This is a genomic window from Flavobacterium piscis (assembly GCF_001686925.1).
In the GTDB taxonomy this organism is placed as follows: domain Bacteria; phylum Bacteroidota; class Bacteroidia; order Flavobacteriales; family Flavobacteriaceae; genus Flavobacterium; species Flavobacterium piscis.
In genome coordinates this window covers 476,518-492,739 of sequence record NZ_LVEN01000027.1, presented here as the reverse complement: position 1 = coordinate 492,739, position 16,222 = coordinate 476,518, and the positions used below count along the sequence as shown (strand labels likewise).

Below are 16,222 nucleotides of genomic sequence, written 5' to 3'. Positions count from 1 at the left end.
TTCAATATATTAAAACTAAAGAAAAGAGCTTAAATCGTGTACTTTAAAATTAAAACACTAAGACGATATTAGCATCCTGTGCTTCCCTGCTTAAAAAATTACAAAAAGGTAAAATCCTAAAAAAACCGTCTCTTTTTTGAGACGGTTTCAAAAACAAAAATTCAAAATATATTAGTATCCCGGATTTTGCCAGGCTTTCTTTTGTGCATCTGATAAATTTGATCCGTCATCGTTTAACAAACCATCAATAAATGACTGCGGAATAGGACGAAGTTCGTGCTTGTTGGCGGTGATATTTGGCGCTGCTTCTGCATTGAATGCTTTGGCACGTTTGATTAACATTCCTGTACGAGAAAGTGTTTCCCAACGTTGCCATTCTCCTAATAACTCACGAGTATATTCGTTAAGAATAAAGTTTAAAGCACGTTCGTAGTCGCTTCCGGCTCCAACTTTGGCAATAATAGCTTCATCTTCTGCCGGTAAATTAGCAGGAAACGATGTTAATCTTAAATCTGATGCTGCAGTTGTAACCGGTATTGTTGGATTAGATAAATAATAGGTATTCATATCTAAATTTGAGGCTGTAAAGTTTGTCGCGGCAGTTCCCGTGTTTAGAGCATTTGCTTTAAAAGCCTGAGAACCGTCGTTATAATATGATCTGTTTTCACCGCTTTTCCATTGTGCTCTTGCTCTAATCACGTTGATATCCTGCATTGCATTACCATATTGCTGCAAACGAACATAACATTCTGCACGTACAAGATAGGTTTCGGCAAGACGTGCCATGATTACATCACGGTGTGCATCTCCTCTTTCAGCAGTTCTCGATCCATCTTCTGTTTTATTGATTCCGGCAAAGAAATTACAAATTGGCTGATTTTTGAATGTAGGTGCAACGTAAGTTCCGTTTTGGTATAATACCAAAGAGTTAGGCACATATTGTCCCGCAACAGCTGTTAAAGCTCCTGCTGTGGCTGTTTGTCTTTTTCCTGTAGTCCATTCCGGTAAACGTCCACTTGCATCTGTCCAGGTTGGTGCCTGAACGCTTGCACCAAATTTAGCTCCGTTATAGGTATTATCATTTTTAGTATTCAATATCATAACAATAGCAGGATCTCCAATTTTAACTCCTGCATTAGCCGTTACTACTGTATTGGCTCCATAAACAGTTCTAAAGGTTTTCCACATACGGGCATCATTTACGTGATCGTACACCGCATAAGAGTATTCAGTAGGGCGACAACGCTGAAAATCCATACTTCCAATCCAAACACCGCGTTTTACCCATCCGCCGGAGAAGTTAGAAAATTGTGGGGCAAAATAACTATAAGTACGGTTTCCAAAACGGCCTACCGTAGCTGCATCTCCATTGTGTCCTGCTGCCATTAGAATTTCGCTCAATTGCTCATTAGGGCAGTCAATTCCTGTCCAGTTGGCATAAAGATCACTGTAATTATTGGTCAATGGTCCGCGGGCAGAAATGGCATAACTACAAGCCTGAATTGCCTCTTCAAGATCTTTTGCTTTGTAAGCTGAATTCCATTTATCATTACGTTCTGAAGAGCGAAATAATAATGCTTTGGCAAGGAAATGTGCCGCAGTAGCTTTTGTCCATGTAATTCCTTTTCCGTAAGTAAAAACTTCACCTGCAAAAAGATTATAAGAGTTACGTAAATCTGATACTACCTGCTCCCAGCATTGCTCTTCTGTAGAGCGTGTAAAATTACGAACAACACCCGTTGCCGGTACGGTTTGCAATACAACACCACCATATTGAGCAGTAAGACGATAATAGTTATAACCACGTAAAAAATAAGCATGTGCCAGACAGCGATTACGAATAGCTATATCATCTATTTTTTCTGCATTCGCAATAATGGTATTACAAGAAGCGATTCCGTAATACATTTCATCCCAAAGCGCTGCTGGATTTGTTGCATTTCCGTTTGCTGCTCCTGTAGCGGCTGTAGCGCCAATTGGTCCAAAACGGTTGTCATAAGTATTCCACATTTCGTTGGTCAAATCGTTTGCATTCGTAAACTCATCTGTACCGTATAATGTATTGGCATACGACCATTCGAACCCAAAATGCCATCTTATATTTCCATAAAGTGATACTGTCAGGGCCTGAAGACCTTCTGATGTTTCGAAATAATCAGTTGAATACTGGCTATTCTGTTCTTCGTCAAGAAAGTCTTTCGAACAAGAGGAAATCGATAATCCTGCCATTATCAAAAGTCCTATTCCTATATTTTTTATCTTATTCATTTTTTTACTTTTTTTTGTTATACTTCGTCGTTACCACGCAATTATTTTTAAAATCCAACTTCAAGACCCATAACGAAACTTCTATTAGAATATGTAGAATTTGTATCTAAGTCATAAAAGTCTAATGATTGGTAAATATTACCCGGATTTACTGCCTGCAGATAAAGTTTAAAGTTTGATAAACCGATATTTTTTGTAAAATCCCTTGAAAAATTATACCCTAATGAAATATTACGAATTTTTACAAAAGAGGCTTTTGGAAAACCTAGTAGTCCGGAAAATTTATCTGCTGACCCTGATGATGCCTGACCCAAAATAGGTTTTTGATATTGAGCATCTGTATTGTCCGGTCTCCAGTAATCAATTTCTCTTTGATTACTGTGTGCTGTTAGCGCTTCTTCGACTTTCTCTGTTAAATAACCCGCACGTCCGTAAATATTAATACCTAACTCAATTCCTTTGTATGTAAAATTGTTGTTCCATCCCATTGTCCAGGTTGGATTGCTGTTACCCAATACTACACGGTCTGCAGCATCCATTTTATAATCTCCATTTTGGTCTTTTGGACGTACATTTCCGGGAGTAAAATTATAACTCGCACCCCATTTTGCCATTTCAGCAAGATCTTCAGGAGTATTTTGCCATAAGCCTAAATTATCATAACCGTAACGAACAGCAATTTGCTCGCCAATAAACCAGGTATTATCCGGCATATCGTTTTTACCGTAGGCCAATTCTTCAATTTCATCTTTCTGCCAGGCCGCATTTAAATTTGTTTCCCAGGTAAATCCACCTGTTGTCTGAATCGGAATTAAATTAAGCGTTACCTCGACACCACGATTACTTGTTTTACCAACATTAGCAAAAGTTGAAGGAAATCCTGTTAGCGTAGGGATTTTAACCGACATTAATAAATCATTTGTATAAGATTGATAAACATCAATAGCACCGCTCACTCTGTTTTTAAAGAAGCTAAAATCGATACCAAGATTGTATTGTGTTGTTTTTTCCCATCCAAGTGCTTTATTAGCCAATGATAACTGAGTGTCTGTATAATAAGGCTCATTTGTAGTATAACCAATCTGGTTGCTCATACCATTGAAAGGAAGGAATATAGAAGATACAAGTCCTTTTGTTTTATAAGGATCTACAGATGAGTTACCCGTTGTACCAAACCCTAAACGAAGCTTAAGATTTTCAATCCAGTTTACACCTTTTAAAAATTCTTCATTGTTAATTCTCCATGCCAAAGCAGCCGAAGGAAAGAAATCCCATTTGTATCCTTCTGCCAATTGCGAAGCACCATCCCAACGACCTGACATTGTCAATAAGTAACGATTGTCGAAACCATAATTAGCACGAATCATGTACGAACTTAGCTGACGTTCTGTAAGACCTGAACTTATACGTCCGTTATTAGCCGGATTGGTAAGATCGACTGTTCCCATTGCATTCCATAAAAAGGATTTGTTTGGGATATTATTGGCATTCATAGAAGAATTCTCAACATTCCATGATGAAGCTGTCTGAAGCAGGGTTGCTCCTATTTTATGCTTGGCCGCAAAAGTACGGTCATACGTGATCATATTGTCTAAAGTCCACGAAAGATCTCTACGGTTTTGCAAACGGGCATAATTTACACCGGCACTTCCGTCTGCATTGATTTTAAGTGATGACGTTCCATCAACATAAACACCTTCTCTCCAATGACGAAAATCGGGTCCAAAATTGATTTTATAACTAAGTCCTTCTAAAGGAGTAACTAATTTACCTAAGTCAATTGTAGCTGAAAAGTTTCCTAAAAGACGTAATGTTTGCGATCTTTGCGTGCTTTTATCCCATTCGTCCATCACTGTATATACAGCTGATTCGCCTCCCGGGTTGATAATCAATTTACCATTTGCATCATAAGGAACTGCAATATTATAAATACTTTTAGCGGCTCCTAAAATTGCATTAGGTGCTGTTCCGCTTCGTGCCTGCAGGGTCGACATACCAAAATCCTGCTCACTCCATGAGGCATTTAACGAAGCATTGAATTTAAGCCATTCTACCGGATTGATGTTTGTACTCAATTTCGCAGTATAGCGTTTGTACCATTGTCCTTTTTGAGTACCTTCCTGATCCAGATATCCAAGTGATCCGTAAGCATTTACTTTTTCAGATCCGCCACTGGCACTGATAACGTGTTCTTTACTGATTCCTGCCTGTGTTACAAGATCAACCCAGTCTGTATTGGTTACTTTTGAAGCATCCCAGGTACCGCTTTGCCATCCCTTTAAAACATTATCCCTTGATGTCTGGCCGTCTAAGGCACTGTCAAAAATCAATTTATCATTTGCAAAAGTCGGAGAATCCGGATGCGCATAGGTGGTAGAATTAAGATTATACGCCGCCCAACGTCTGAACTGAATAAAATCAGCAGCATTCATTGAAGGAGCGCGATCTACGACTTGAGAAGCTGTTAATGTTCCCGCATAGTTCAAACTAAAAACACCTGATTTTCCTTGTTTAGTAGTCACAATGATTACTCCGTTTGCACCTCTGGAACCGTAAATAGCGGTTGCAGATGCATCTTTAAGCACATCAATAGACGCAATATCTCTTGGATTCAGCGTTTCAATGGATGATTCAGACAGCAAAGGCACGCCATCTACAACATAAAGAGGATTGTTACTTGCTGTTAAGGAACGTGTACCACGAATACGTACTGTACCAATTGATCCTGGTCGCTCGTTACTTGTAATATCAACTCCGGCAGCTTTTCCCTGCAGCGCCTCAAGTGCATTAGCAACGGGTCTGTTCATTAACTGCTCTGCAGTTACACTGGCAACTGCTCCTGTTACATCAGATTTCTTTTGTGTACCGTAACCTACGACAACCACTTCATTAAGCTGTGCTATATCGTCTGTCAGTTTTACATTGATTTCTGAATTTGTACTCACTGCTATTTCCTGAGTTTTAGATCCTGTTGACGAAAAAACCAGTATTTGGCCCTGTGTAGCGTTTACAGTGTATTTACCATCAAAATCAGTGGTAGTTCCTGTTTTCGTTCCCTTCACAAGTACATTCGCACCAGGTATTGGTAAACCAGATGCATCTGTAATGGTTCCTTTTACCACTTTGTTCTGCGAATAGGCAGTAGTGTGTAATAAAGCAAACAGAGCAAAAATTAGTAAAAAATTAAGCTTGTTTTTCATAAAAGTTAAAATTTGGTTAATTATTTAGTTAATCCAAATTTATTGAGAACACAAATGCTGTGTATCCTGTAGTATCCTGTTAACGTTCAATACCTTATGCTTTTCTATAAATTTATCCTTATTAAAACCAACTTCAATTGCCTGATTTACAACCCGTATTTAAACAGAAATCCATCAAAATATGATATCAAAAAAAATATTAATTTATTTTTTTACTATTCCTATTTATTTCTATAAAAAAATAAGAATTGAAAAACAAAGACTACAATTTATTGCGTATTTAATTCTGCAAAACAGGATGCTACAGGATGGTAATTTGGCTTTTCGCCGATACTTTTACGATAACAAAACTTTCAATTTGAAAAGTTTGAGTTGAATTGGTTTTACAACTAATTCATATTATTATAAATAAACAATTCCAATGAATAAGGCTTTTTTATATTTTGCGCTACTGTTATTTAATGCTGTTTTATTCTCTCAGGAATTTAAAAGAGAAAAAATCAATTTTAATGCGGATTGGAAATTAAAAACCGGTGATTTTAAAGACGCTGCGGCAGTAAATTTTAATGACAACTCGTGGAAAAAAGTGACTTTGCCGCATGCTTACAATCAGGAAGAAGCTTTTGAAAAAGATATCGAACATCTCACCACGGGAATTGTCTGGTACCGTAAAAAATTTAAATTGCCTAAGGGAATTAAAGACCATAAAATTTTTATTGAATTTGAAGGCATTCGTCAAGCGGGAGAAATTTATATAAACGGACAAAAAGTGGGACTTCATGAAAATGGCGTTATGGCATTTGGTTTTGATATTTCTGTTTTACTAAAACCTTTCCCGGCAGAAAATACTATTGCACTTAGAATTGATAATGACTGGAAATACAAAGAAAAAGCCACCGGAGCTTCTTATCAATGGAACAACATTAACTTTAACGCCAATTATGGCGGTATTCCTAAAAACGTCTTTTTGCATATTACGAGTAAATTGTACCAGACGCTTCCACTCTATTCTTTTCTAAAAACTACTGGCGTTTATATTTATCCTTCTAAAATTAATATTCCAGCTGCAAGTGCTGTCATAAATGCCGAAACCCAAATCCGCAATGAATTTGACACAGCGAAAACTGTTGAATATGAAGTAATCATTGAAGATATCGACGGGAAACAAATTGCTTCTTTCTCTGGTGAAAGAACTATTATTTTCCCTAATGAAACTAAAACTTTAAAAGCGAATCATCTCGTTGAGAATCTACATTTCTGGAGTTCGGGATACGGTTATTTATATACCGTAAAAACCATTTTGAAAGTGGATGGAAAAATTATTGATGAAGTTTCGACTAAAACAGGTTTCAGAAAAACCGATTTCAGGGAAGGTCAATTTTGGTTGAATGACAGAGTGCTTCAGGTAAAAGGATATGCACAGAGAACCAGTAATGAATGGCCGGCAATTGGTATGTCGGTTCCGCCATGGCTGAGCGATTTCAGCAATAAATTGATTGTAGAAGGCAATGGAAATTTAGTGCGGTGGATGCACGTAACGCCTTGGAAACAAGACATTGAATCCTGCGACAGAGTGGGATTATTACAGGCAATGCCCGCAGGAGACGCCGAAAAAGATGCGCAGGGCGATACCTGGAAACAAAGAGTAAACCTGATGCGTGATGCCATTATTTACAACCGAAACAATCCGAGTATTATTTTCTATGAAAGCGGCAACGAATCGATAAGCGAAGCGCACATGCACGAAATGAAAAGTCTCAGGGATACTTATGATCCTTTTGGAGGACGTGCGATTGGTTCCCGTGAAATGCTGGACAGTCAGGAAGCAGAATATGGTGGAGAAATGCTTTATATTAATAAAAGCGCCAGAAAACCTTTGTGGGCAACTGAATATTCGAGAGATGAAGGCATGCGTAAATATTGGGACGAATTCTCCCCTCCGTTTCATAAAGAAGGCGACGGCCCTTTGTATCGTGGCAATCCTGCTCAGGATTACAATCACAATCAGGATCGGCATGCTATAGAAAATATCGTGCGTTGGTACGATTATTACCGCGAAAGACCCGGAACCGGAAAACGAGTGAATTCCGGTGGCGTGAATATTATATTTTCGGACTCGAATACGCACCATCGTGGTGAACAAAATTACAGAACAAGCGGCGAAGTCGATGCCATGCGCATTCCAAAAGACGGTTATTGGGCGCATCAGGTGATGTGGGATGGCTGGGTTGATATCGAAAAACACCGCACTCATATTATGGGGCACTGGAATTATACTGATAAAGTTGTAAAAAACATTTACGTAGTTTCGACAGCTTCTAAAGTTGAATTGTTTGTGAATGGTGTTTCACAGGGTTTTGGCAAACAAAGCAGCGAATTCTTGTTTACTTTCGAAAATATAACCTGGAAATCAGGAACAATTAAAGCGATTGGTTATGATGAAAACGGAGCTGTTTTAAGTGAAGATTCTAAAATCACTACTGATGAACCGGCAGCCATACAACTAAAATTACGCACGCAACCTGAAGGAATGCTGGCGGATGGTAATGATGTTGCTTTGATTGATGTTGAAGTGGTTGACAAAAACGGCAACCGCTGCCCGATCAGCAATGATTTGATCACTTTTACTCTTAATGGCCCTGCGAACTGGCTTGGAGGGATTGCGCAAGGCCCTAAAAATTACATTCTTTCAAAAGAAATTCCGGTCGAAAATGGCATTAACAGAGTCATGATTCAATCTTTGGCGAAAGCCGGAAAAATAAAAGTTACCGCTTCCGCGAAAGGACTAAAGGAAGCCGAAATCAGTTTTGAAACAAAGCCTGTAACGGTTACAAACGGAATTTCGAAAGAACTGCCCGACAAAGATCTTCCTTCAAATTTAGAACGCGGGCCAACGCCAAAAACGCCTTCTTACACACAAAAAAGAATTGCCGTAAATATCCTGAACGCTGTATCGCCATCGAATAATAATGATACGTATAAAAGTTACGATGACAATGAATTGACGGAATGGAGAAATGACGGAAACATTACTACCGGATCAATAACATACACACTTTCGAAACCGACGATAGTAAACGAATGCGTGGTAAAAATGACAGGATGGAGAACCAAAATGTATCCTATTCGTATTTTAGCGGATGGAAAAGAAGTTTTTAAAGGTAATACTTCGCAAAGTTTAGGTTATATTACTATCGCTCTAGAGCCTGTTCTTGCTGAAAAAATCACTATTGAATTAATCGGATCCAGCAAGGAAAAAGATGGTTTTGCTAAAATTGTTGAAGTAGATGCCACAAAAGAACTAGATTTATATAAAGATAAAACATCAGTAGATGCAACCGGACAATTACGTATTGTTGAAATAGAATTTTATGAAAAAATCAAATAATTTGAAACCGCTAAAAGCCTTATTCTTTTTGATATCCTTTTGGATGATCACTCCATCATTTGCACAAAAAAAGGAAATTCCGTTATGGGATAAAATCCCTGATGAGATTCAGTCGACAACTTATTCAGAGATAACAGACCGCAAAGGCGATATTTCCGAAGGAGTCCGTCAAGTAACCTTACCTACTCTTACTGCTTATTTTGCTGATGCCGAAAAATCAAACGGAACTTCGGTTATCATTTGTCCCGGTGGTGGTTACGGAATGCTGGCGATTAATAAAGAAGGTTATAAAGTAGCAGAATGGCTCAATAGTTTGGGCATCAATGCTTTTGTTTTAAAATACAGATTACCAAGTGATCTGATCATGAAAAACAAAACAGTTGGCCCTTTGCAGGATGCTCAGGAAGCGGTTCGATTGGTACGTAGAAATGCTGTGAAATGGAAACTGAATCCGAATAAAATCGGGATTATGGGATTTTCTGCCGGAGGACATCTGGCTGCCACATTAAGCACGCATTATAATGACAAAATCTACACACCACTTGATACAACAAGTGCAAAACCTAATTTTTCTCTTTTAATTTATCCTGTTATTTCCATGCAAAACGGAATTACTCATGAAGGTTCAAGGGACAACTTATTAGGAAAAAATGCGGGAAGTGAAGCCATCGATACCTATTCTACTGAAAAACAGATTAATGTTTCCACTCCCCGAGCTTTTCTGGTTCATGCTACAGATGACAAAGCGGTTCCGGTTGAAAACAGCATCAATTATTATCTGGCTTTAAAGAAAGAAAAAGTTTCTGCCGAAATGCATTTGTATGAAGATGGCGGCCACGGTTTTGGTCTGGGCGTAAAAGGAACGAATGCCTCATGGCCAAAAGACTGTGAAAAATGGCTTGCTGCGAATCATTATACTTTAAAATCAGAAGGATATGTGTTTACTTATTTTAAAGGAAATGGCGAAGACGGCCTTCATATGGCGTATAGCGAAGATGGTTATCAGTGGAATAGTTTGAAAAATGATGCATCGTTTTTGACTCCCGAAGTGGGCAAAGACAAACTGATGAGAGATCCTTGTGTGATAAAAGGCGGCGACGGTTTGTATCATATGGTCTGGACGGTAAGCTGGACGGATAAAGGAATTGGTTATGCTTCATCAAAAGATTTGATTCACTGGTCGAAACAGCAATTTATTCCGGTAATGGCGCATGAGGAAAAAGCAAGAAATACATGGGCTCCGGAGATTACTTTCGACGAAAAAAATAAAACGTATATGATTTATTGGGCTTCAACTATTGACGGAAAGTTTCCTGAAACGAAATCAGATGAAGAAAAAGGATACAATCACCGCATTTATTATACGACTACAAAGGATTTTGAAAAATTTGAAAAAACAAAATTATTGTACGAACCTGGTTTTAATGTTATCGATGCTTCGATTGTAAAACAGGATCAGGGATATGTAATGTACCTTAAAGATGAAACCCGTAATCCGGTGCAGAAAAATTTAAAAATCGCCATCAGTAAAAACCTGACGGGTCCTTATAGTAAAGCCAGCGAACCAATTACTGGAAATTATTGGGCCGAAGGACCAACTGCCATTCAAATCGACAATCAATGGACAGTTTATTTTGATAAGTATACATTGAAAAAATACGGTGCTGTACAACAAACTTCAAAAGGCTGGCAGGATATTTCGGATAAGGTTAGTTTTCCCTCGGGAACGCGTCATGGTACGGTGATAAAAGTTTCTGCCGAGGAGATCAGGAATTTGAAGAAGGAGTAAAATTCAGTTTTTATATAAATAAAAAAACATCTGACATAATTATTTATATGCCAGATGTTTTACAAATCAACCTCCAATTAAATTCTTATTTTACTGTATACGACATATGGTTTGCTTCACAAACTCTAAAATAGCCTAGTGCAAAATTGTTCGAATCAGTAGTATTCACTATATTTCCTCTTATATTACCCGGTACTGCACCAAAAGGATTCGAACTTGCAGCCTCTAAAATCAAATTCATGTAATTATAAAAGTTTTTAGAAATACCACGATGTGTGATATCAAGAACTTTACCCGGCTTTAAATCCTCATCTGTAAATTTTTCATTGATTTCATTTCCATTCAAAAATTCATCACTTGTAGATGTGTACTCCGGATAAGGCAAAATATCCGTTTTATAATCTGTCAGATAATAATTGACCTGATCAGCAGGGTCTTTATAATAAAATGTTACCACAATAAGATCTTCTCCTGATATATCGGCCATAAATTCCTGGTCTATTCTTTCAACTTTCGGCACAGCAACTAATTTTTCGGTAGCGGTTAGGGTTTGTCCATCAACTTGTACAAATAATTTATATTCCATATCAATTGCAGGAACAAAATTAGTACACTTATATAAACCCGGTTCAGCTTCATTAAATGTAAAAATATCTCCATTACTATTTTCAACTCTTACCTGTGCTCCTGAAACCTTTGGTGTCGTTGGACTGTAATACGAAGCCATTCTGGTAATTTTTATGGTCTGTTCGTTTCCGCTGGTTCCTTTTTCCCAAATGATCTCGGCATCGATCACGATTTTAGGATCTCCTGTTTCTAAATCAAGCTCAACAACCTTGTCGCAGGATGAAAGAAGTAAAACAAAAAGAAGACTAAATAAAGTAAATGCTTTACTTTTTAAGTTGTATTTTTTTAATCGTAACATACTATTAAAATTTAAAATTATAAGAAACACCAGGTACTAGTCCATAAATAGACAGTTGTTTGGACTCATTCGCTCCTGTATTATCATTTTGAGAAAACGTCATTGATGCAGCATTTTGTCTGTTATAAAGATTGTAAATACTAAATACCCAGTAGCTTTGCCATCCTTGTTTTTTATCCGGTTTAGGCGTATAAGTTGCACCAATATCCAGGTGATGATAGGCAGGAAGTCTGTCTGAATTTCTTAGTGTATAATTAGGTATATTTCTTCCTCCAAATTCATAATAACCGTTTGGATATGTTACCGGCTGACCTGATTGTAAGCTAAAATTAGCGCTAAACGACCATTTAGGATTGAATTCGTAATTGGCAGTAACATTTAGATTATGTAATTTATCGTATCCTGATAAATACCAGCCACCATTGGCGATTCCTGGTTCTTCAGGTGTTCTTCCCGGCGTTCTTTGTTCTGCCTTAGACAAAGTATAGGCAACCCATCCTGTAAAACGACCTGTGTTTTTTCTGAATAATAACTCCATACCGTATGATCTCGCTTCTCCATTCAGGATGTCCTGTTCGATATTGTTGTTACCCAATAAATTTGCACCATCAATATAATCGATACGGTTTTTTATTTTTTTATAAAATAATTCTCCTTCAAAAGAATATTCGCGTTCCTTGAAATTCTTGAAATACCCTACTGCATATTGATCCAGCATTTGTGGTTTTGTAAAAGGTCCGCTTGGTGTCCAGATCGTCATAGGTAACGGAGCGCGGGTATTCGACAACATATGAATATATTGTGCCATTCTGTTGTAACTCGCTTTTACCGAAGTTTCATCATTAAAAGCATAAGATAATGCCAATCGAGGTTCAAGGTTATCAAACTTACTGATGGTTTTTCCTTTTCCGTAATACGTACTTCCTATTGGCTCTGCTTCTTCATAAATATGATATAACGGATTGTATACTACTGATTGTCCATTTTCATAGGTACTTATAGTTTCTCCGCCTAAACGCAAAAACGTACTGTAGCGAAGTCCGTAACGAAGATTTAGTTTTTCTGTAACCTGATTTTCGACATCAAGAAAAGCAGAAGTTTCTAAAGCATATTTTTTATCTAACTGATTGTAATTAAACTGCGAATCGCTACCATAAGGTTTTACAGTTCCCGGATTAAAATCATAATACAAACCATCGATACCATAATTCAGTTTAAAATTGTCTGATATGGTGTGGTTCCAGTTATATTTAAGTCCGTAGTTGGTGATTTTACTATCCCATTCAAATTTTTGAAATGGTATTTCCAGGTTAAATTTGTAATCACTGTAAAAAACAGAAAGGTTCGTATTTAAATTGTCCGAAAATTTATGTTTCCAGCTAACCGTTCCCATAGTATTACCGTAAGTACTGGCAAAAAAGTTATTAATATCAAATAAATCATTTCCCATATAACCTGAAAAAGCAATGGTATTATTGGCTCCCAAACGATAATTAAGCTTTGCATTAATATCATAAAACATTACGGAACTCTTGATATCAGTAAGTTTTAAAAATAAATGCGCATACGAAGCACGTCCTGCAATAATAAACGAACCCACATCTTTTTTTAGAGGCCCCTGCACTAAAAGTCGACTTGAGATAAGACCAATACCTCCGTTTACTTTATAATCATTAAGGTCTCCGGTTTGCTGAGTAACATCAAGAACTGAGGAAACACGTCCTCCAAACTTAGACGGAATTCCTCCTTTGTATAAATCTAATCCGCTAACAACATCTGCATTAAATATAGAAAAGAAACCAAACATATGAGAATCCCCGTATACCGGAGCACCATCTAAAAGAATCAAATTCTGGTCAGCGGCACCTCCACGAACGTTAAAACCAGACGAAGCTTCGCCGGCATTGGTAACACCCGGTAAAGTCAATAATGATTTTAATGGATCAGCTTCACCCATTGCAGTCGGGAGTCTTTTGATTTCGGCCATCGAAAGTTTATTCACACTCATTTGGGTATTCTTGACGTCAACTGCCTTGCTGGTAGTGATGACCACCTGCTCTAATTGCTGACTGTCTGACTCCATATTAAATTTCATTCTTTCATCATCAGAAATCGTAATACGCTTTTCTTTATTTTTCAAACCCAGATAACTAATCTCAACGGTATAACTGCCATTGTCGAGTTCTATCGAAAAAGATCCATTTGCATCCGTTGTAGCGCCAATAGAAGCTTCTCTTACATAAACATTAGCACCAATAACCGGTTCTCTGTTTTCGTCAAGAACCTGACCGGTTAGCTTGTTTTTTTTTTTAGCTGATGAGGATTTCGTCGTTTTTTGCTTCGCGAAAATATTATTGCCTACAATTGAGAATTGAATGGATGCGGTCTTATTCAGTTCGCTGATCAATTCTTTTATATCGGTATTGGTAAAGGTTCGTTTTTGGGTAAAATATTTTTGACTTGTATTAATTTGATCCGTAAAGGCAAATTTAAAATCGGTTTGGCTTTCTATCTGCTTAAAAAATTCTTTTAGTGTTACAGTCTGGTCTACCGTTACGGTTACGTTTTGAGAAAACATACACCAACTGAATAAAAAAAAGCACGCTGAAATTATATGCTTCATGAAATTTTGTATTTTTGAATATTATTAAATAGGATAGCTTCATACTATCTTGACAATGAGGAGGATGTTTAGTTTCGCGGCTAGTGCATCCTTTTCTTTTCTATTGAAAAGTAATCTGTTTTAAATTTTCATTTATTTCAAATTTTAGGTTATACATTTCTGATAGTAATTCTAGAATCGTTTTTAATTCTTCTTTTTTATTGATGCGTACTGTAATTTTCTGATTAATATATTCTTCCGGAAGTATTACTTTATAGCCATAATTCGATTCAATATAAGAAGCAATATCAGTTAGTTTTTGATCATCAAAATCCTTAAATCTTTCAAAATCAACTATAGCAACAGCTTCGTTTCCGTAGGTAAATTTTTCGCCGGGTTTCAGGATCCATTTCTTGTCCTGATTTTTTACATTCATTTGTACACTTCCTTCGTAAAGTGCAACCTCTACTCTATTTTTGTTGTATCCCGTAACCGTAAAAGAGGTTCCTAAAACTGTAGTTGTCGTTTCGTTGCAAATTACCCGAAAAGGATGTTTTTTATCTTTTTTTACTTTGAAATACGCTTCTCCAAAAACTTCCACTTTTCTGTTTACAGCAAAATTATCAGCATAAACAATTTTAGAATTCGGACTCAACTCTACCCTTGAACTATCCGGTAAGGCAATAATTTTGATGATCGAAGTTGTATTTTCAATTGTATTTCCGGCCACACTTAAAGTGGTACTATTGGTTAAAGACGGACCGTTAAAATAAATTCCCGTACCTATTAAAATAAAAAGTAAAATGGCTGCCGCTGCTGCATAATGACGCCATGAGCTATTTTTCTTCTTTTTTGAAGGAAAGGCTTTCGATTGAAATTCTGCCCACGAAGCCTCTTTTTCGCTATCAGAATGTGAAACAGGGGTTTCGTCCCAGATTTTTTTTAATTCTTCTTCTAATTTTTTTTCATCCATTGCTTGGGGCGTTATATTTTTTGACAATAAAATCCTTGTTTATTAAAAACACCGTAAACCATTTCCTTGATATCTCTGTTGGTTTCGATTCTTAGAATATGGCTATTATTTTCTAAGTCGAATTTCATGATACAATCAGAAATAATAAACTGCAGAAGCACTACAATAAAGCTTGCATCTTCTTTGCTTGTAACATCTGTTTTATAAGATTCGATATGCATTTTATGTTTCCGTTTAATAGTATAACAAACGGGAACACAAAAGTTCCTAATGCTCTTCGATTTTTTTTCGAATAAATTTACTGGCAAGATAAATATGATTGGCAATTGTCTTTTCAGAAAGGTCTGTAATTGCCGCAATCTCCTTATAGCTAAGGTTTTCCAGTTTATGTAAAGTAAATATTTTTTGTTGCTGTTCCGGAAGAAGATTGATGAAATTATGAAGTTTTTCTCTTCTTTCTTCAAAAATTATGTTTTCTGTATCCTCAGGTTCCATTTTTTCGAACTCAGGATCAAGCTGAATTATTCTGTTTTCCCTGTTAACATGATTGAGAATGATATTCTTGCAGATTGTAAACAGTTGTTTATCGAATAAGACTTCTTCATTAAGCAATTCTCTTTTGTTGTACAATCTTAAAAAAGTTTCCTGAACAAAATCCTGTGGAGTCATCACTGTAACATCAAAACGTCTGGCAATGTTTATTAGTTTATCGTAGTACTTGAGATACACTTCCTTGAAAGAAGCCTCATTACCATTTTTTAAACTTACTATAAACTTCCTGTTGTCCATAAACGCAAATACGCTAATTAGTCTTAACTTAAAATAACTAATAATATTGTATTTTAAATTGGTCGCTAAGACTTAAGTTTCGTTACTTTTTTTTAATAAAAACTTTAATTGGCAAAGAACAGAAATTTAATCAAGGTTCGTAAACTTTTTTAAAAATTTAGTTTGCAAATTGTAAAAGAGGATTTTTTTAATCTTTTTATTACATATAAAAAACCCGTAAAAAAAACTAAAAAAAACTAATAGTGAGAGAAAAAAAGATCAACTTTTCTTATTTTTTTTAAAAACTTC

The 16,222-nt window shown here is 36.6% G+C and carries 9 protein-coding genes; 2 read left to right on the top strand and 7 right to left on the bottom strand.

The window, feature by feature from the left end; genetic code table 11:
* Nucleotides 1-171: 171 nt before the first annotated feature.
* Together FLP_RS12585 and FLP_RS12580 are read right to left on the bottom strand one after the other, a co-directional pair.
* Nucleotides 172-2,268: a RagB/SusD family nutrient uptake outer membrane protein gene (locus tag FLP_RS12585; protein WP_065449839.1), complete on the bottom strand. Its 2,097-nt coding sequence runs from the start codon at nt 2,266-2,268 to the stop codon at nt 172-174.
* A 47-nt stretch (nt 2,269-2,315) separates the two neighbouring features.
* Nucleotides 2,316-5,468 (bottom strand): SusC/RagA family TonB-linked outer membrane protein, encoded by a 3,153-nt coding sequence (locus FLP_RS12580; protein ID WP_065449838.1) that lies wholly within the window; start codon nt 5,466-5,468, stop codon nt 2,316-2,318.
* Nucleotides 5,469-5,889: 421 nt separating this feature from the next.
* Here FLP_RS12580 and FLP_RS12570 point away from each other — a divergent pair, with 421 nt between their 5' ends.
* Together FLP_RS12570 and FLP_RS12565 are read left to right on the top strand one after the other, a co-directional pair.
* Nucleotides 5,890-8,856 (top strand): glycoside hydrolase family 2 protein, encoded by a 2,967-nt coding sequence (locus FLP_RS12570; RefSeq protein WP_065449836.1) that lies wholly within the window; start codon nt 5,890-5,892, stop codon nt 8,854-8,856.
* Complete coding sequence (locus tag FLP_RS12565; protein ID WP_083195856.1) at nt 8,840-10,645, top strand: prolyl oligopeptidase family serine peptidase; 1,806 nt, start codon at nt 8,840-8,842, stop codon at nt 10,643-10,645. The genes FLP_RS12570 and FLP_RS12565 overlap by 17 nt, the downstream gene beginning before the upstream one ends.
* Before the next feature lie 85 nt (nt 10,646-10,730).
* Here the strand turns inward: FLP_RS12565 and FLP_RS12560 are convergent, their stop codons facing one another.
* The 5 genes from FLP_RS12560 to FLP_RS12540 all read right to left on the bottom strand — a co-directional run bounded on the left by FLP_RS12560 (nt 10,731) and on the right by FLP_RS12540 (nt 15,934).
* Complete coding sequence (locus FLP_RS12560; RefSeq protein WP_065449835.1) at nt 10,731-11,570, bottom strand: DUF4249 domain-containing protein; 840 nt, start codon at nt 11,568-11,570, stop codon at nt 10,731-10,733.
* Nucleotides 11,571-11,574: 4 nt separating this feature from the next.
* Nucleotides 11,575-14,193, bottom strand: coding sequence for a TonB-dependent receptor (locus FLP_RS12555; protein ID WP_065449834.1), 2,619 nt, complete (start codon nt 14,191-14,193; stop codon nt 11,575-11,577).
* Between the two features lie 100 nt (nt 14,194-14,293).
* On the bottom strand, nt 14,294-15,145 hold the full coding sequence (locus FLP_RS12550; protein ID WP_065450282.1) for a FecR family protein: 852 nt from the start codon (nt 15,143-15,145) through the stop codon (nt 14,294-14,296).
* Nucleotides 15,146-15,156: 11 nt separating this feature from the next.
* Nucleotides 15,157-15,366 carry a hypothetical protein gene (locus FLP_RS12545; protein WP_065449833.1) on the bottom strand — a complete coding sequence of 70 codons (210 nt, stop codon included), beginning with the start codon at nt 15,364-15,366 and terminating at the stop codon, nt 15,157-15,159.
* A 46-nt stretch (nt 15,367-15,412) separates the two neighbouring features.
* Nucleotides 15,413-15,934: an RNA polymerase sigma factor gene (locus FLP_RS12540; RefSeq protein ID WP_065449832.1), complete on the bottom strand. Its 522-nt coding sequence runs from the start codon at nt 15,932-15,934 to the stop codon at nt 15,413-15,415.
* Nucleotides 15,935-16,222: the final 288 nt, after the last annotated feature.

Coding starts and splice junctions, on each gene's coding strand:
- FLP_RS12555 (WP_065449834.1), bottom strand. CDS start 14,193: ATGAAGCATATAATTTCAGCGTGCTTTTTTTTATTCAGTTGGTGTATG.
- FLP_RS12585 (WP_065449839.1), bottom strand. CDS start 2,268: ATGAATAAGATAAAAAATATAGGAATAGGACTTTTGATAATGGCAGGA.
- FLP_RS12540 (WP_065449832.1), bottom strand. CDS start 15,934: ATGGACAACAGGAAGTTTATAGTAAGTTTAAAAAATGGTAATGAGGCT.
- FLP_RS12565 (WP_083195856.1), top strand. CDS start 8,840: ATGAAAAAATCAAATAATTTGAAACCGCTAAAAGCCTTATTCTTTTTG.
- FLP_RS12550 (WP_065450282.1), bottom strand. CDS start 15,145: ATGGATGAAAAAAAATTAGAAGAAGAATTAAAAAAAATCTGGGACGAA.
- FLP_RS12545 (WP_065449833.1), bottom strand. CDS start 15,366: ATGCATATCGAATCTTATAAAACAGATGTTACAAGCAAAGAAGATGCA.
- FLP_RS12570 (WP_065449836.1), top strand. CDS start 5,890: ATGAATAAGGCTTTTTTATATTTTGCGCTACTGTTATTTAATGCTGTT.
- FLP_RS12560 (WP_065449835.1), bottom strand. CDS start 11,570: ATGTTACGATTAAAAAAATACAACTTAAAAAGTAAAGCATTTACTTTA.
- FLP_RS12580 (WP_065449838.1), bottom strand. CDS start 5,468: ATGAAAAACAAGCTTAATTTTTTACTAATTTTTGCTCTGTTTGCTTTA.